The sequence below is a fragment of the Allobosea sp. CS1GBMeth4 genome (assembly GCF_900185715.1).
Lineage (GTDB): Bacteria > Pseudomonadota > Alphaproteobacteria > Rhizobiales > Beijerinckiaceae > Allobosea.
The window spans coordinates 74,024-90,513 of sequence record NZ_FYAS01000022.1 but is presented as its reverse complement, the minus strand read 5'-3'; the positions used below and the strand labels follow the sequence as shown (position 1 = coordinate 90,513).

The window sequence follows — 16,490 nt, the reverse complement described above, 5'->3', positions numbered from 1 at the left end:
GTCAGGAAGCTGCGACCTTGCGGGCGCGGATGCGCTCGCGATGCGCGGTGTAGAGCCCCGACGCGATGATGATCGCCGAGCCGAGCCAGGTGAAGGCGTCGGGCAGCACCGCGAACAGGACGAAGCCGAAGGCCGAGGCCCAGAGCAGCTGGACATAGGAGAAGGGCGCCAGCAGCGAGGCGTCGGCATGCCGGAAGGCCTGGATCACGAACCAGTGTCCCACGGTCGAGGAGACGCCGATGAAGAGGCCGATCAGCAGCGCCTCTCCGGTGAGCGGCTGCCAGGTCAGCGGCTGCAGGGCCGAGAGCAGCAGGCAGCCGACGATCGCCGACCAGGCCAGCGTGGTCACCGGGTTCTCGGTGGCGCTCATCATCCGGGTAACGATCAGGGCGAAGGCCCAGGTCGCCGCCGACAGGACGGGCAGGATCGAGGCGGGCTGGAAGTCGCTGCCGCCCGGGCGGACGACGATCAGGACGCCGATCAGGCCGACCGCGGTCGCGGTCCAGCGCCGCCAGCCGATCTTCTCGCCGAGGATCGGGATCGAGAGCGCGGTGACGAAGAGCGGCGCGACGAAGCTGGTGGCGGTCGCGTCGGCGATCGGCAGGTAGCGCAATGACGAGACGAACAGGATCGAGGAGATCGTGACGGCGACGCCGCGCGCGATCTGCCTGCTCACGCGCCTCGGCCTGAGCTGCGCGAACCCGCCGGGAGCGGCGACCGCCAGCATGATCAGCGCGAAGGCGGCGTAGCGCAGCCAGACGACCTGGATGGCCGGCGTGGTGGCGGTGAGATACTTCGAGGCGACGTCGGCGGCGGAGAGGAAGACGCTGCCGAGCAGCATCAGGCCGATGCCGCGCAGGCCGTTGTCGCGCCGCGGCGCGGGACGCTGCGGCGGCTCGGCCGGGGCGATCGGCAGAGGAACTCGGGTCAGGGTGTCGGGCAAGGTTTCAGCGAATCTCGATGCCGAAACACTTTAGCCGATGATCGTGGCGAGCCCGTGCGCAAATCCGGCACGGCAGCCATGCGTCGCGCAAGAAAAAGGCGAGCACGGGGCTCGCCTTGAAATTTTCTTGACGGAAGCGCGGCTCGGCTCAGGCCGCCTTCCGGCGCGGCTGGATCAGCTTGCGGTTGACCAGCACCTCGGCGATCTGGACCGCGTTCAGCGCGGCACCCTTGCGCAGATTGTCGGAGACGCACCAGAAGGAGAGGCCGTTCTCGACGGTGGCGTCCTCGCGGATGCGCGAGATGTAGGTCGCGTCCTCGCCGGCCGCCTCGTGCGGGGTGATGTAGCCGCCGGGTTCCTGCTTGTCGATGACGAGGATGCCGGGGGCGGTGCGCAGCACCTCGCGCGCCTCCTCGGCGGTGACCGGCTTCTCGCACTCGATGTTGACGGCCTCGGAGTGGCCGATGAAGACCGGCACGCGCACGCAGGTCGCGGTCAGCTTGATCTTCGGGTCGAGGATCTTCTTGGTCTCCGCCATCATCTTCCACTCTTCCTTGGTGTAGCCGTCCTCCATGAAGACGTCGATGTGGGGGATGACGTTGAAGGAGATGCGCTTCGGAAACTTCTTCGGCGCGACCTCGCCGGCCGAGAACACGGCGCGGGTCTGGTTGAAGAGCTCGTCCATCGCCTCCTTGCCGGCGCCGGAGACCGACTGATAGGTCGAGACGATGACGCGCTTGATGCCGAAGCGCTCGTGCAGCGGCTTCAGCGCCACGACGAGCTGCGCGGTCGAGCAGTTCGGGTTGGCGATGATGTTCATCTTGGCGAAGCCGGCGGCCGCGGCGGCGTTGACCTCCGGCACGACCAGCGGCACGTCGGGATGCATGCGCCAGGTCGAGGAGTTGTCGATCACGACGCAGCCCTGCGCGCCGATCCTGGGCGACCATTCCTTCGAGACCGCGCCGCCCGCCGACATCAGGGCGATGTCGGTGTCGGAGAAGTCGTAATGGTCGAGCGCCTTCACCTTCAGCTTCTTGTCGCCGAAGGAGACCTCGGTGCCGACGGAGCGCGAGGAGGCGAGCGCCACCACCTCGCTGACGGGGAAAGCGCGCTCGGCGAGGATGTCGAGCATCTCATGGCCCACATTGCCCGTGGCGCCGACGACCGCGACCTTGAAGCTCATGCTGGAATTCCTTCTGGCGAAACCGGTTCAGCCTCCCCGGGAAAGCCGCGTCCACAATCCTGCTTGCGGGTTCGGCCGTTTGACCCCGGCCGGGGGGGAGAGCCCGGAATCGAGGCGACGTGTCAGCGCGACGTCCGGGTTTTCCCGGCCGTCGTTTTGGTCGTGGTTTTCGTCGTCGAAGCGAACGTCACGGAACCAACCAGAGCTGACTTTCATCGCGAAGCCGGAAGACTGAAATCCGGCGCGCAATCCCAAACACCGGCAGCAGGCAAAAGTCAATCGCTCGGGCCGGCGCACCGGCGTTAACCCTGCCTCCTTACCCGTCGTTGACCCTGTTCGGCGATGGCGGGCTCCCGGTAACGACCTGCTCATCGCGGCCGGCGAAAGCTCGCCCGCGAGTGGGGACGAGGCGGCTTGCAGGGGTGCGGGCCGCCCAACGGGTCGGGTTCTGTCGTGTCCGGGGACGAGATCAGCGCCATCTGGCAGCGCTTGCAGCTGCGGCTGCGCGAGAGCGGGCGACGTCTTCAGCCGCGCCTGCAGATTCCGGGCGGGGCGAGGCCGGGCCGTTTCGACCTCGCCGCCCGGCTGGTCGACATCGCCGATATCGTCGAGGCCGGCTTCGCGCGGATGCTGCGGCCGGCGCGACGTGCCCTGCGCTCGGGCGCAGCCGGTGTGACCGGCGGTGTCCTCTGGCGCGGGCTCGCCGCGCTGACCGGCGTCGGCGTGACGGCGATGCTCGTGGCCGGGCTCTCCTCCGGCTCCTCCGACCCGGCGCTCGCCAGCCTGCCGGGGCCCGTGCAGGTTCCGGCGGCTGCCGAGGTCCGGGATGTCCGGCTCCAAGCCTCGCCGATCGGCGCCGGGCAGGATGGCTGGGTGGCGATCGCCCGGCCGCTCGCGCTCTTCGGCCTGGAGGCGCCGGACCTCGACAAGCGCAACACCTACGAGGCGCGGCGCAGCAAGGACGGCCAGCGGCGCGAGGATGTGCTGACCTTCGGCGAATTCGGCGACGGCAGGCCGTTCCTGTCGCTCAGGCTGCAGGTCAATCGCGACGCCGGAGACGGCGCGCGCGCCGGCCTGTCGCAGCCCTTCGTGATCATGCTGGTGCGCGAGAGCGCAGCACGCGGGCTGTCGGTCGGGCGCAGCGGCGCGACGACGACGGTAGAGACCAAGTTCGGAACCGTCGAGACGGCGGATGCGAGCCTGGGCGACGGCACGGCGAGCCGGGCCTGCATCGCCTTCCGCCATCTCGACGCGAGCGCGCACCTGTCCTTCTCCGGCTGGTGGTGCGGCAGCGAGGCGCGGCCGGCCGACCGGGCGCAGCTGATCTGCCTGATCGACCGGATCGACCTCCTGAGCGCCGGCGACGATCCGGAACTGCGCGCCAGCTTCGCACGGACCGAGCTCAACCGCCGGCAGGGCTGTTCGGTGCCGAGGCTCGCCGCGACCGGGCGCAAGGGCTCCTGGCTCGACGCCGACGGAAAGGCTCCGGCGCTGAAGACGGCTTCGGGCAAGAAGAGCCAGCGATAACGCGCTCGTGTTGCCAGGGCGCACTGGCGCGGCGCAATTAAAGCATTAACTGGATAGATGTACCGTAGCGACAGCCGATCCGCCAGGAGCCTCGGCGGGGGCAACCGCCCAGGAGATTGTCATGCGTTCGCTTTCCCGCTTCGCCGCCGGCCTCGCCGTTTCGATCGCGGCAGTCACCTTCGCGGCCTCCATGGCCGAGGCCCAGCAACAGCGCCGGCCCCTGCGCGTCACCGTGCAGAAGCGCAGCTATTTCGACGCCGGCAATGTCGTGCCGGTCGGCAGCATGAACCGCTATGCGACGCAGAACATCGTGGCGAGCCCGGTCTATTCCTCGTCCGGCGAGCTCTATGGCGAAGGCACGCTGCCCTCGCGCATCGGCTCCGGCGCCAACCCCTTCGCCAACAGCTTCTCGACGCCGCGCTTCTGAGCGATCGCAGGCCTGAACCGAAAAGGCCCGCCGTGAGGCGGGCCTTTTGCTTTGGCGTCAGCGCACCAGGATGTTCTTGAACTGCCAGGGATCGCTGGTGTCGATATCCTCCGGGAACAGGCCCGGGCGGCCATCGAGCGGCGTCCAGTCGGTATAGTAGCCCTTCACCGGCCCGAGATAGGGCATCTGGATCGCAAGGCAGCGGTCGAGATCCATCTCCTCGACCTCGACGATACCGGCATTGGGGTTCTCCAGCGCCCAGACCATGCCGGCGAGCACGGCCGAGGTGACCTGCAGGCCGGTCGCGGTCTGATAGGGAGCGAGCTTGCGCGCTTCCTCCGTCGAGAGCTGCGAGCCGAACCAATAGGCGCCCCTGTCGTGGCCGTAGAGCAGCACGCCGAGCTCGTCGATGCCGTCGATGACCTCGTTCTCCTCGAGGATGTGATGCTCTTCCTGGGGGCGGCCGGCATTGCCGAACATCTCGTGCAGCGAGAGCACGGCGTCGTTGCACGGATGATAGGCGTAGTGGCAGGTCGGCCGGTAGATCGCCTTGCCGGCCTCGTCGCGCACGGTGAAGTAGTCGGCGATCGAGATCGACTCGTTATGCGTCACCAGGAAGCCGTATTGCGACCCCGGAGTCGGGCACCAGCTGCGCACCCTGGTCTCGGCGCCGGGCTGCATCAGGTAGATCGCGGCCTGCGAGCCGGTCTCGTGGGTGCGGGCGTTGTCCGGCATCCACTTCTCATGGGTGCCCCAGCCCAGCTCGGCCGGCTGCACGCCCTCGGAGATGAAGCCCTCGACCGACCAGGTGTTGACGAAGACGCCCGGCGGCTTGGGGTTCTTCGAGCGCTGCGTGTCGCGCTCGGCGATATGGATGCCCTTGACGCCGACCCGCTGCATCAGCCCGGCCCATTCCTCGCGAGTGGTCGGCTGCGGCACGTTGAGGCGCATGTCGGCGGCGATGTTCAGCAGAGCCTTCTTGGCGAGCCATGAGGCCATGCCGGGATTGGCGCCGCAGCAGGAGACGGCGGTGGTCGAACCCGGCGCACGGGCGCGCTTGGCGGCGAGCGTCATCTCGCGCAGCGCATAGTTCGAGCGCTCGCCCGGGCCCTTCGTCTCGTCGAAATAGAAGCCGAGCCAGGGCTCGTTGACCGTGTCGATATAGAGCGCGCCGAGGCTGGAGCAGAGCTCCATGATGTCTCGCGAACCGGTGTCGCAGGACAGGTTGACGCAGAAGCCCTGGCCGCCGCCCGCGGTCAGCAGGGGCGTGAGCATGGTCTTGTAGTTCTCGAGCGTCACGGCTTCATGGATGAAGCGGATGCCGCGTTCGTCGAGAAGGGCGCGGTTGTCGTCGTCGGGCGCGATCACCACGAACCGGCTCTTGTCGAATTTGAGATGCCGCTCGATCAGCGGCAGCGTCCCGCGGCCGATCGAACCGAAGCCGATCATCACGATCGGGCCGCTGATCTCGCCGTATACGGGCCAATCCGTCATTCTTCTCAACTCCTCATGATCTCGTTTCAGGCAGGCGGACGCTGGTATGGGGCAGGTCCCCCGGCGTCAATGCCGGCGACCTCATTCCTTGCCCAGGCTGAAGGGGTAAGGTCCCTCGAAGGCGCCGACATAGGCGGTGTGCGAGATCAGGCCGGCGCCCGGCTGCCAAGCATGCAGCATGAACGCGGGCGGCTCCATCAGGAAGCGCGCCGTGGCGCCCGGCTGCAGGTCGAGGACGACCTGATGGGCGACGCCGGGCACGACCTGGCCGATGGTCCCGGCATAGCGGACCTGGACCGGGCGGTGATGATGGCCGCTGAGCACGCGCTCGATGTTCGGATGGCGCGCGACGATCTCCGCCAGCCGCTCCGCGCCGTCCTTGAGCATGACCGCGTCCATGTAGCCGAGGCCGCAGGAGAAGGGCGGGTGGTGCGTGAACAGCACGACGGGGCGGCCCTCGGCATCCGCCAGGGCGCGCTCGAGGAAGTCCAGCCGTTCGTCGCAGATCGCGCCGGCGCTCGAGCCCGGCAGCAGCGTGTCGAGGCCGATCAACCGCAGAGGCCCGAGATCGGCCTTGAACTGGACGAAGCCGCCGGTGAGGTCGGCATGGGGCCCGAGGTCGAGCCCGGCGATCATCGCCTCGCGGACATCGTGGTTGCCCGGGATCAGCAGCGTCGGCAGGCCGAGCTCCGCCAGCATCGCGCGGACGAGCGCGTATTCCTCCGGCAGGCCGCTCTCGGTCAGGTCGCCGGTGATGACGAGGACATCGGGGCGGACGGGCAGGGCGGCGACGGCGTCGACGGCGCGCCGCGTCATGCCGATCGTGTCGGAGACCTTGAGGGCGAGGCGGCCGGGCGGGCAGATGTGCAGGTCGGACAGATGGGCGATCAGCATGGGTCGTCTTGCTCAGGAGGAGGGCCTGGGCCGCCTTACCTGACGGCAGCCCGCGCGGCCAGCGCCGCGCAGGCTTCAATGACGCGCGTTGATGACGGATCGGCTACGATCCGGCCAAGGCCTCAGGCGGCGCGACGTCGGAGACCCTCCGCTCCCTCGGCCGGGACGAGCGCCCCCGTGGCTCTCAGCATGCCGCCGGCACCCTCAAGCGCGCCCTGGCGCAGCTCGAGGCCGAGGAAGCGCTCGCGCTCGACCGGGCCGGGCATGGAAAGGCCGGCCATCGGCTCGGCGGTGAAGCCGAAGCGCCGGTAATAGGGCGCGTCGCCGACGAGCAGGATCGCGCCATGGCCGCGGCCGGCGGCGCGCCGGATCGCCTCGTGCATCATCGCCTTGCCGAGCCCTTCGCCCTGGAGCTCGGGCGCGACCGCGAGCGGGCCGAGCAGCAGGGCCGGCCTGCCGCCCGCCTCGACATGCCAGAGGCGCACGGTCGCGACGAGCGCGCCGTCGCGCTCCGCCGTCAGGGCCAGGCCCTCGGCCGGCAGGCGGCCCTCGCGCAGGCGCTCGCTCGACTTCGCCGTGCGGCGCTCGCCGAGGCAGCGGTCGAGCAGGGCCTCGCGGGCCGGGATGTCGGTCTCGATCTCGTCGCGGATCGTGATCATGACGTACCTCCTGCCGGAGCGCCCGCCCTTTGGCGGACCTTCCCGGCGCCGCCCAGGGAGCGGCCGCAAGCAAACAGGATCATGTGGAAGAGGGTCCGGCGGGAGCCACGGCCGCGCACGTCCATTCCTGGAGGCGCGGACGCTCCGCCCGGTCATCGGGCAGCCTGCCGACCGGTGGCAGGGCGCTTCGCCGGACCCGATTGGTGCGGGAGGGCCTCGCGACCCTCCCTTTTCGTCAGATGACGTACTGCTTCAGCGGCGGGAAGCCGTTGAAGGCGACGGCCGCGTAGGTCGTCGTATAGGCGCCGGTGCCCTCGATCAGGACCTTGTCGCCGATCTCGAGGCTGAACGGCAGCATATACGGGGTCTTCTCGTACATGACGTCGACCGAATCGCAGGTCGGGCCGGCCAGCACGCAGGGCACCGTGGCGTCGCCGTCACGCTCCGTGCGGATCGGATAGCGGATCGCCTCGTCCATCGTCTCGGCAAGGCCGTTGAACTTGCCGATGTCGAGATAGACCCAGCGAACCTGGTCGTCCTCGCTCTTCTTCGAGATCAGCACGACCTCGGCCTCGATCAGGCCGGCTTCGCCGACCATGCCGCGGCCCGGCTCGATGATGGTCTCCGGCAGGCGGTTGCCGAAATGCTTCGACAGCGCCTGGAAGATGGCATCGCCATAGGCCGGAACGCCCGGGATCGGCTTCAGATAGCGCGCCGGGAAGCCGCCGCCGAGGTTGACCATCGACAGCGACAAACCGCGAGTGGCGCACTCCCTGAACACGGCCGAGGCCGAGGCCAGGGCCGAATCCCAAGCATGCACGTTCGCCTGCTGCGAGCCGACATGGAACGAGATGCCGTAGGCCTGGAGGCCGAGGCGGTGGCCATGCTCGAGCACGTCCGCGGCCATCTCGGGCACGCAGCCGAACTTGCGCGAGAGCGGCCAGTCGGCGCCGGCACCGTCGCAGAGGATGCGGCAGAAGATGCGCGCGCCCTCGGCCCTGGTGGCCGCGGCGGCACGGGCGATCTTCTCGACCTCGGCCTGGCAGTCGACGGCGAACAGGCGCACCCCGAGTTCCATGGCGCGGGCGACGTCGCGTTCCTTCTTGATCGTGTTGCCGAAGGAGATGCGGTCCGCCGTGGCGCCGGCCGCGAGAGCGAGCTCGATCTCGACGACCGAGGCGCAATCGAAGCAGGAGCCGAGCCTGGCCAGCAGGCGCAGCACTTCCGGCGCCGGGTTCGCCTTGACCGCATAGAAGACGCGGGTGTCCGGCAGCGCCCGGGAGAAGGCGACATAATTCTCGCGCACGACCTCGAGGTCGATCACGACGCAGGGACCGTCCTCGCGTCGGTCACGGAGAAATTCACGGATGCGCTCGGTCATCGGCGCGACTCCTCTTCGGCGCAAGCGGCGCCGATACGACGTGTAGCCGGTTGAAACGGCCGCGTTCCGAGGCGCGATGGAGACGCCAAGGACAGCGGACGAAACGTCCGGACCCGAAACACCGTCGATTGGGGAGACCCCGCACGGCCGGCAATGAAGGACAAGCCTCTTCGGTGCCGGCCTGTGGAAAGCCGGCGAGACCAAAAAAGCCCGCTCCGTCGTTGCTTTAAGCTGCGTCCCCCGTGGAGATTCGGGGTTCGCCGGTTTCGCCTCCGGCTGCCGGTCGCTGTTCGGGAGCGGCCCTCTTGCGAGCGCCGGGAGCGTGATTTGAGGGGATGTCCATCCCCCTCCATCCGTTTCCCATCCCTGGCGGCTGTCCGGCCTCTTGTCCGGATGCCCACCGACCGGCACGCGGCCACAGGCACGTGCGAATTGGGTGAGCCCCATATACGGACGGGCGCCCGGTGCTTCAAGTTTTTTCTAGCGGGCCGAGATGGATTTTTTCCGGGGGCGAGCGGCGCGGCCGTGGCGCAGCGGGGGGCTCGTCCCGGCGCCGGGCGGGCCGGCCGCCGCTGCGCCCTAGACCAGCCCCATTTCATCGCCTAAGTCGTTGCCGCAGCGCGCCTTCGCGCGCCTATTTCGACGGGGCAAGCTTCGATCATGACGGTTACCGATCGCCGCCGGGTTCTGGCCGGGCTGAGCGCTGCGCTGTGCGCCACCGCCGCGCCGCAGGCATTGCTGGCGCAGCAGCCGGAGCAGGCGCCGCCGCAACCCCGATTCGGCTTCGAGGAGGTGGTGCGGCGCGCCCGGGAGATCGCCGCCGTGCCCTATGAGGCGGGACCGGCGCTGCCGGAGGCGTTGACGCGGCTCGATTTCGACGCCTGGCGGGAGATCCGCTTCCGGCCGGAGCGGGCTTTGCTCGCCCAGTCGAATTCCGGCTTCCGCATGCAGATGTTCCATCCCGGCTTCCTGTTCACGCGGCCGGTGACGGTGAACGTGATCCGCGACGGCGTGCCGACGCCGGTGCCCTACGCGGCCAATCTCTTCGACTATGGCCGGACGAAGTTCGACAAGCCGCTGCCGGTCAATCTCGGCTTCGCCGGCTTCCGCCTGCACTACCCGCTCAACGATCCGCGCATCTTCGACGAGCTGATCTCCTTCATCGGGGCGAGCTATTTCCGCGTGCTCGGCCGCGGGCAGCGCTACGGATTGTCGGCGCGCGGCCTCGCGATCGGCGCGGGGCTGCCGGGCGGCGAGGAGTTTCCGGTCTTCCGCGAATTCTGGGTGGAGACGCCGACGGCCGATGCCGAGCGTGTCACGGTCTACGCGCTGCTCGATTCGCCGTCCGTCGCCGGGGCCTACCGCTTCCACATCTATCCGGACGGCGACAGCGTGGTCGATGTCGGCGCGGTGCTGTTCCCGCGCAAGCCGATCGACAGGCTCGGCCTGGCGCCGCTGACCTCGATGTTCTTCACCGGCGAGAACGACCGGCGCTTCCATGACGACTTCCGTACCGAGCTGCACGATTCGGACGGGCTGCTGATCCATTCCGGCACGGGCGAGTGGATCTGGCGACCGCTGCGCAACGCCCGCGTCCCGGCGACCTCCTCCTTCGTCGAGCGCAATGTCCGCGGCTTCGGCCTGATGCAGCGCGACCGCGTCTTCGAGCATTATCAGGACCTCGACCTCGCCTATGAATTGCGGCCCTCCTACTGGATCGAGCCGCAGGGCGACTGGGGCGAGGGCGTGGTCGAGCTGATCGAGCTGCCGACCACCGACGAGACCAACGACAACGTCGTCGCGCTCTGGGCGCCGAAGGCGCCGCTCGAGCCCGGTCGCGAATTCCGCTTCGGCTACAAGCTCACCGCGATGGTGGATTCCAGCGACCTGCATCCGGGCGGACGGGCGATCAACACCTATCAGGCCAAGCCGAAGGCGCTGGGTTCGGGCGAGCCGGTGACCGAAAACGCGAGGCGGTTCATCGTCGACTTCGCCGGCGGCGATCTCGGCTACTATCTGAAGCAACCCGAAAAGGTCGAGATCGTGCCCTCGATCGCCTATGGCCGGATCAACCGGGCCTTCCTGGTGCCGAACCCGAAGACCGAGGGCTTCCGCGCCTTCGTCGACATCGTGGTCGAGCCGGGCCAACTCGCCGAGATGCGCGCCTTCCTGAAGAGCGGCAGCAAGACCCTGACCGAGACCTGGAGCTATCCCTGGCGGGCGCCCGACGCCGGCTGACAGCGCATAGGGGCTGCAGTTCCATAACCCGGAGGGGCGTGGATCAGAATTTCGGCGCCGTGACCGTGCGTGCCGGCTTGCGCCGCTTCTCGGGGGCCGCGGCGACCACCTCGATCTCGACCTTGAATTCCGGCAGGGTGAAGCCGGAGACGATCATCAGGGTCGAGGCCGGCGGCGGCGAGCCGACATGGGCATCGCGCGATTCCATATAGCCCTTCATATGGGCGCGGTCGGTGACATAGGCGTTGACGCGGACGATGTCCTTCAGAGCCATCCCCGCTTCGGCGAGGATCGCGGCGATGTTGGCGAAGCAGAGATCGGCCTGATCGCGGACGCTTTCGGGGATGGTGCCGTCGGGGGCGATGCCGAGCTGGCCGGAGCAGAAGACGAGCCGGTGGCCGGCCGGGACCTCGGCGCCATGGCTGTAGCGGGCGAAGGGGGCGCGGATCGAAGAGGGGGTGAGCGGCTTCATCGGTCGGTCCGGAATCTGTCGCCGTCTTCTGCCACGCCGCATGGGCGGTGCAAAACCTTGTTGAGACTTGACCGGCGCCGCTTTGCGGCCTTGAACGCGCTCATGTCAGGTTCCACGCTGGGTTTCATGCCACATTCAGGCGGCATGGGCACAGTGCCTTCGGACGGCGACGTGTCGAGATGACGGGGATGAGCTTGAGGACTTCCATGCTGCTGCGGGCCGCGAGCCTGCTGCCTCTGGTGCTGCTGACGGCCTGCGCCGGCTCGCAGCGTTTCGGCGGATACGGCCCGGGTTCGGGCCAGGCCGTCGCGCGTGCGCCGGTCTATGGCGAGCCGGTCCAGTCGGCGCCGCCGGTCCAGTCGGCCCCCATCACCTCGGAGCCGCTGCCGCCTCCGGGCGGATATCCGAGCGCGCAGCCGGCGCCGGGCGCGGGCGGCATGCCGCCCCAGAGCGACCCCCTCTTCGAGCCGCAGGCCGGCCAGCAGCCGCCGGCGCAGCGCCCGGTCGAGCCCGCGCCGCCGCAGGTCGCCAACGCCAATCCCGGCGCGGCGCCGGGCGGCGGCCCGACGCGCAGCGGCGCGGTCTCGTCGCGGGACGGCGTCATCGGCAACTGGACGGCGCAGGAGGCGACCGGCGGCTCCTGCCGGGTGCAGCTCTCGAGCTCGCCCTCGCTCGACCTCTACCGCGCCAGCGCGAATGGCTGCAGCAACCGCGACCTGCAGCAGGTCAACGCCTGGGATTACCGCGACGGCGAGGTCTACCTCTATCAGCGCGGCGGCTCGGTCGTGGCGCGATTGCGCGTCGGCAGCGCCGGCACGATGAACGGCGCGATCACGAAATCGGGAGCGGCGCTCTCGATGAATCGATAGAGCGCGGCGCCATTGTCCTGAGAAGTGGCTCAACCTCGTCATGCTCGCCCTTGTGGCGAGCATCCACGTCCTGAACCCGGTCTGTGAGCAGCGACGCGAAGACGTGGATGGTCGGGACAAGCCCGACCATGACGGAGAGGTTGTCTAGAGGCCTGTCAATGCCGTGCGGCGCCGCGGCCGAACAGGGCCGAGGGCCAGAACCGGCGCTGCAGCGAGAGCGACAGCGTCGCGAAGCTGCGGGCGTTGTCGAGCGCCTCGTCGAGCAGGGTGAACGGCGTCGGCGCGCCGGTCGCGATCCGGCCCTCGACATCGTTGTAGCCGCCGACCAACTCGGCCTCGAACTTGCGGGCGAGGCTGCGCATCGCGGCGTTCTCGGGCAGGCAGGTCATGTAGAGCGTGCGGATGTTGCGGTTGCGCGCCGCCGTGATGAGGCGGCCGAACAGCGCCTCGCCGATGCCGCGCCGGCGCCAGTCGCGCTCGACGCTGAAGGCGGCTTCGCCGGTCTCGACGATGATCTCCTCGAGCCCGCGCAACTCGGCGGCGCCGCGAACCTCGCCGGCCTCGACATAGGCGTAGACGAGCCCGCCGACGCCGAAGGTGGTCTCGGCGTAGCTCCTGAGGAATTCGTCGTTGACCGCCGTTCCGAAGCGCTCGCGCCGCGTCGCGGCATCGAGGCGCAGGAGATGGGCGGTGAAGAGATCGCGCTCGGCGGGCCAGAGACGCCTGACCTCGCCCTGTCTGGCCTTGGCGCCAGCTTTGATCGAACGATTCAATTGCAGCTCCTGTGAAAGCGCGGATGCGCGCTGCCCCCAGGAGGCGAATCTTCCCTAACTCGGAGCCCAAGATGGGCGACCGATCGGGGAATGCAAGAGGCGCAATTGCGGCAATTTGCGGCTTTTCGCCCGGAAAAGCGGCGGCTGGCGGCGTATCGAGGCCGGTCCGGTCCGTTCTAGCGCCACATCGTGGCGATCGAGCCGGCCAGAGCGAGCGCCAGGGCGAGGTTGAGCAGGCGCCATTGCCGCTCGCTGCGCAGGAGTCGCGCCAGAAGCTGGCCGGCGACGCACCAGAGCATCAGCGACAGCAGCGCGAAGATACCGAAGACCATGCCTAGCAGGGCGGCGAGCTCGGTCGCGCCGCGCGCGAGGCCGGCAAAGGACGCGGCGGCGCCGAGCGTCATCGCCCAGCCCTTCGGATTCTGGAGCTGGATCCAGAGCGCGCCGGCGAAGCTCGTCGGCCGCGCGATGCTGGCGTCGCGATGCGGCGGACCGCTGCGCCCGATCCGGATGGCGAGCCAGAGCAGATAGGCGGAGCCGGCGAGCTTCATCGCCAGCTCCAGCGAGGGAGCCGCCAGCAGCAGGCCGGCGAGGCCGGCCGCTGCGGTGACCGCCATCGCTGCGAGCCCGATGGCGACGCCGATCATGAAGGGCAGCGACCGGCGGAAGCCGAAATGCGCGCCCGAGGCGGTTGCGAGCGTCGTGGTGGCGCCCGGCGTCACGGTCGAGACGGCGGCGAAGGCGATGAGGGGCAGGAACTGGTCGAAGGCCATGGCGAACTCCGGGGAGACCGCTCGATAGGGGCCCGCACGACATCATGAAAGCGAATGTTGAAGCGATCGGGCATTACGGATCATAATGCCGGGATGCGCAATCTCGACATCGAGCTGATCCGGGCCTTCGTCGCCGTCGCCGACCATGGCAGCATGACCGTCGCCGGCAATGCGCTGCATCTGACGCAGAGCGCCGTCAGCCAGCAGATCATGCGGCTGGAGCGGCGGCTCGGGCAGCCCCTGTTCCTGCGCGAGCGGCGCGGGCTGAAGCTGACGGCCGCGGGCGATCGCCTGCTCGCCAGGGCGCGGCGGCTCATCGGCCTGAACGACGAGATCTGGGCCGAGATGACGACGGGATGCGCCGGCAAGGTGCGGCTCGGTGTCCCCTATGATCTCGTCGGCGGCTCGCTCGCGCCGATCCTGAAGGGATTTGCCGAAGCGAGCCCGCTGGTCGAGATCTCGCTGGTCTGCGCCTCCTCGCCGCAACTGCTCGAAGCGCTCGGCAAGGGCGAGGTCGATCTCGCTCTGGTCGAGGAGCCGCTCGCGGCCGCGAGCGGCGAATGCCTCGGGATCGAGCGGCTGGTCTGGGTCGGCGCCAGGGCCGGCAACGCGCATCTGAAGCAGCCCTTGCCGCTCTCGCTGGTCGCCGACAGCTGCGCCTTCCGGCCGGCGGTGGCGTCGGCGCTGGATGAGCAGGGGCGCACCTGGCGCAGCGTGTTCGAGAACGGCAATATCGATGCGACCACGGCGACGGTGAGGACCGACCTCGCCGTCACCGCCTGGCTCGCCTGCACGGTTCCGCCCGATCTCGACATCCTCGGGCCGGAGGCCGACCTGCCGGAGCTGCCGCCTTTCGCGATCACGCTGCATCTGTCGCGCTCCCAGCCCTCCGAAGCGGCGCGCGAACTCGCCCGCCATCTCCGCGCCGGCTGGCTGCGTCCGCGGCAGGCCGCATAGGCTGCCGGCCTCGGCGAGGGTTGCGGGCCGGGCCGCCCTGCCGTAACCCCAAAGGCCACGTCCCTTCCCGCCGCGAGGCCATGTCCGCCACCCTATCCGAACGTTACGACGCCCTGGTCGCCTCGGGCGCGATCGAGCGCGATCCGGCGCAACTCGCCGTCGTCAGGCGGCTGCAGGCGCTGTCGCAGACGCTCGCCAACCGCAAGCTGGCGAAGAAGAGCAGCGCGCTCGGCTGGCTGTTCGGCCGCAAGCAGCCGGCCGCGGAGGGGATCAAGGGGCTCTATGTCTGGGGCTCGGTCGGCCGCGGCAAGACCATGCTGATGGACCTGTTCTACGAGACGGTCCCGGTCGCGTCGCGCCGGCGCGTGCATTTCCACGCCTTCATGGCCGATGTGCACGAGCGCATCCACGCCTATCGCCAGGCGCTCAAGGCCGGAAAGGTCAAGGAGCCCGATCCGATCGGCCCGGTGGCGGCGGACCTCGCGGACGAGGCGAGCCTGCTCTGCTTCGACGAGTTCACCGTCACCGACATCGCCGACGCGATGATCCTCGGGCGGTTGTTCACGGCGCTGTTCGCCGCCGGCGTCGTCATGGTCGCGACCTCGAATGTCGAGCCGTCGCGGCTCTACGAGGGCGGGCTCAACCGCGCGCTCTTCCTGCCCTTCATCGCGCTGCTGACCAGCAAGGTCGAGGTGGTCAAGCTGGAGGCGCGCACCGATTTCCGGCTGGAGAAGCTCGGCGGCGCCCCGACCTATCACGTTCCGGCCGACAAGGCGGCGAAGGCTGCGCTCGACCGGGCCTTCAGCCAGCTCACCGGCGTGGCGCAGGGCGCGCCGGCCACGATCGCGATCAAGGGGCATGCGCTCGAGCTGCCGCAGGCGGCCGGCGGCGTGGCGCGGGCGAGCTTCGCCGAGCTCTGCGCCCGGGCCTATGGCGCCTCGGACTATCTCGCGCTCGCCCGAAGCTACCACACGCTGATCCTCGACGGCATCCCGATCATGGACATGGAGCGGCGCAACGAGGCCAAGCGCTTCATCATCCTGATCGACGCGCTCTACGAGAACCATGTGAAGCTCGTCGCCTCGGCCGCGGCGGAGCCGACCGGGCTCTACGTCGCGCGGAGCGGCCGCGAGGCCTTCGAGTTCGACCGGACGGTGTCGCGCCTGATCGAGATGCGCTCGGAGGCGTATCTCGCGCTGCCGCATGGGCAGGCGGATTCGGCCGCCAGCGGCGACGCCACCGGGCTGGTGGAGACCTGACCGTGGCGACACCGCGCGAGCCGAGCGAGATGCGCATCCTCTCGGTCGCCGGCGAGCATCTGCGCCAGCACGGCCTGCGCCGCTTCACCGTGGTCGCGGTGGCGGAGGAGGCGGGCATGACCCATGCCAATGTCTACCGCTACTTTCCCTCGCGCACGGCGCTGATCGACGCTGTGGTCGACGTCTGGCTGAAGGCGACCGAGCGGTCGCTCGCCGACATCGCCGACGGTCCCGATCCCGCCGACGACAAGCTCGAGCGCCTGATCCTGGCGCTGGCGAAGGCGAACCGCGACCTGCTCCATGACGAGCCGCATCTGTTCGCGGCGCTGTCGCAGGCGGTGGCGAAGCGCCATGCGATCAGCCGGCGCAACCGCACCCGCGTGCGCGCATTGTTCGAACGGGTGATCGACGAGGGCATCGCCACCGGCGCCTTCGAGCCGCGCGATCGCGACCGCGCCATCGCCTTCGTGATCGACGCGACGCATCGTTTCATCCATCCTGCCTCGCTGGAACTCGAGGCGGACGTGCCGCAGGCGTCGATCGATGCCCGGCTCGCCACCCTGATCAGGGTGGCGCTGCGGGCGCTCGCGGCGGGCGTGATCTAAAAAAATGACAAATTCTGTAAAATGTAACCGCCCGTT

Annotated in this window: 16 protein-coding genes; 7 read left to right on the top strand and 9 right to left on the bottom strand. The window is 69.2% G+C overall.

What is annotated here, in order from left to right:
- Nucleotide 1: 1 nt before the first annotated feature.
- Both CS1GBM4_RS13465 and CS1GBM4_RS13460 read right to left on the bottom strand, forming a co-directional pair.
- Nucleotides 2–943 (bottom strand): DMT family transporter, encoded by a 942-nt coding sequence (locus tag CS1GBM4_RS13465; RefSeq protein WP_244607220.1) that lies wholly within the window; start codon nucleotides 941–943, stop codon nucleotides 2–4.
- Between the two features lie 148 nt (nucleotides 944–1,091).
- On the bottom strand, nucleotides 1,092–2,126 hold the full coding sequence (locus tag CS1GBM4_RS13460) for an aspartate-semialdehyde dehydrogenase (protein WP_186419236.1): 1,035 nt from the start codon (nucleotides 2,124–2,126) through the stop codon (nucleotides 1,092–1,094).
- Between the two features lie 453 nt (nucleotides 2,127–2,579).
- Here CS1GBM4_RS13460 and CS1GBM4_RS13455 point away from each other — a divergent pair, with 453 nt between their 5' ends.
- Nucleotides 2,580–3,653, top strand: coding sequence for a hypothetical protein (locus CS1GBM4_RS13455; RefSeq protein ID WP_186419235.1), 1,074 nt, complete (start codon nucleotides 2,580–2,582; stop codon nucleotides 3,651–3,653).
- A 121-nt stretch (nucleotides 3,654–3,774) separates the two neighbouring features.
- On the top strand, nucleotides 3,775–4,080 hold the full coding sequence (locus tag CS1GBM4_RS13450) for a hypothetical protein (protein ID WP_186419234.1): 306 nt from the start codon (nucleotides 3,775–3,777) through the stop codon (nucleotides 4,078–4,080).
- A gap of 57 nt (nucleotides 4,081–4,137) precedes the next feature.
- Here CS1GBM4_RS13450 and CS1GBM4_RS13445 read toward each other — a convergent pair whose 3' ends face one another.
- The 4 genes from CS1GBM4_RS13445 to CS1GBM4_RS13430 all read right to left on the bottom strand — a co-directional run bounded on the left by CS1GBM4_RS13445 (nucleotide 4,138) and on the right by CS1GBM4_RS13430 (nucleotide 8,508).
- Nucleotides 4,138–5,574, bottom strand: coding sequence for a homospermidine synthase (locus tag CS1GBM4_RS13445; RefSeq protein WP_186419233.1), 1,437 nt, complete (start codon nucleotides 5,572–5,574; stop codon nucleotides 4,138–4,140).
- Between the two features lie 81 nt (nucleotides 5,575–5,655).
- A complete protein-coding gene (locus tag CS1GBM4_RS13440) occupies nucleotides 5,656–6,468 on the bottom strand; it encodes a phosphodiesterase (protein WP_186419232.1) in 813 nt (270 codons plus the stop codon).
- Between the two features lie 122 nt (nucleotides 6,469–6,590).
- The gene (locus CS1GBM4_RS13435) at nucleotides 6,591–7,127 is read right to left on the bottom strand and encodes an N-acetyltransferase (RefSeq protein ID WP_186419231.1); all 537 of its coding nucleotides are present in this window, start codon (nucleotides 7,125–7,127) and stop codon (nucleotides 6,591–6,593) included.
- 235 nt (nucleotides 7,128–7,362) lie between these two features.
- Complete coding sequence (locus tag CS1GBM4_RS13430; RefSeq protein WP_186419230.1) at nucleotides 7,363–8,508, bottom strand: type III PLP-dependent enzyme; 1,146 nt, start codon at nucleotides 8,506–8,508, stop codon at nucleotides 7,363–7,365.
- Between the two features lie 660 nt (nucleotides 8,509–9,168).
- On the opposite strand from CS1GBM4_RS13430, the gene CS1GBM4_RS13425 reads away from it, so the two are divergent.
- Nucleotides 9,169–10,746: a glucan biosynthesis protein G gene (locus tag CS1GBM4_RS13425; RefSeq protein WP_186419229.1), complete on the top strand. Its 1,578-nt coding sequence runs from the start codon at nucleotides 9,169–9,171 to the stop codon at nucleotides 10,744–10,746.
- Between the two features lie 43 nt (nucleotides 10,747–10,789).
- Here CS1GBM4_RS13425 and CS1GBM4_RS13420 read toward each other — a convergent pair whose 3' ends face one another.
- Nucleotides 10,790–11,218 carry a RidA family protein gene (locus CS1GBM4_RS13420; RefSeq protein WP_186419228.1) on the bottom strand — a complete coding sequence of 143 codons (429 nt, stop codon included), beginning with the start codon at nucleotides 11,216–11,218 and terminating at the stop codon, nucleotides 10,790–10,792.
- Between the two features lie 188 nt (nucleotides 11,219–11,406).
- On the opposite strand from CS1GBM4_RS13420, the gene CS1GBM4_RS13415 reads away from it, so the two are divergent.
- Nucleotides 11,407–12,087, top strand: coding sequence for an AprI/Inh family metalloprotease inhibitor (locus tag CS1GBM4_RS13415; RefSeq protein WP_244607219.1), 681 nt, complete (start codon nucleotides 11,407–11,409; stop codon nucleotides 12,085–12,087).
- 155 nt (nucleotides 12,088–12,242) lie between these two features.
- Here the strand turns inward: CS1GBM4_RS13415 and CS1GBM4_RS13410 are convergent, their stop codons facing one another.
- Both CS1GBM4_RS13410 and CS1GBM4_RS13405 read right to left on the bottom strand, forming a co-directional pair.
- Nucleotides 12,243–12,860: a GNAT family N-acetyltransferase gene (locus CS1GBM4_RS13410; protein WP_186419227.1), complete on the bottom strand. Its 618-nt coding sequence runs from the start codon at nucleotides 12,858–12,860 to the stop codon at nucleotides 12,243–12,245.
- A 176-nt stretch (nucleotides 12,861–13,036) separates the two neighbouring features.
- Nucleotides 13,037–13,633: a LysE family translocator gene (locus CS1GBM4_RS13405; RefSeq protein ID WP_186419226.1), complete on the bottom strand. Its 597-nt coding sequence runs from the start codon at nucleotides 13,631–13,633 to the stop codon at nucleotides 13,037–13,039.
- Between the two features lie 93 nt (nucleotides 13,634–13,726).
- Between CS1GBM4_RS13405 and CS1GBM4_RS13400 the strand changes: the two genes are divergently transcribed.
- From CS1GBM4_RS13400 to CS1GBM4_RS13390, 3 genes are all read left to right on the top strand, one after another.
- Nucleotides 13,727–14,590: a LysR family transcriptional regulator gene (locus CS1GBM4_RS13400; RefSeq protein ID WP_244607218.1), complete on the top strand. Its 864-nt coding sequence runs from the start codon at nucleotides 13,727–13,729 to the stop codon at nucleotides 14,588–14,590.
- An 80-nt stretch (nucleotides 14,591–14,670) separates the two neighbouring features.
- Nucleotides 14,671–15,849, top strand: a complete 1,179-nt coding sequence (gene zapE, locus CS1GBM4_RS13395; protein WP_186419224.1) for a cell division protein ZapE — start codon at nucleotides 14,671–14,673, stop codon at nucleotides 15,847–15,849.
- A 2-nt stretch (nucleotides 15,850–15,851) separates the two neighbouring features.
- Nucleotides 15,852–16,454: a TetR family transcriptional regulator gene (locus CS1GBM4_RS13390; protein WP_244607217.1), complete on the top strand. Its 603-nt coding sequence runs from the start codon at nucleotides 15,852–15,854 to the stop codon at nucleotides 16,452–16,454.
- The last annotated feature ends 36 nt before the right edge of the window (nucleotides 16,455–16,490 follow it).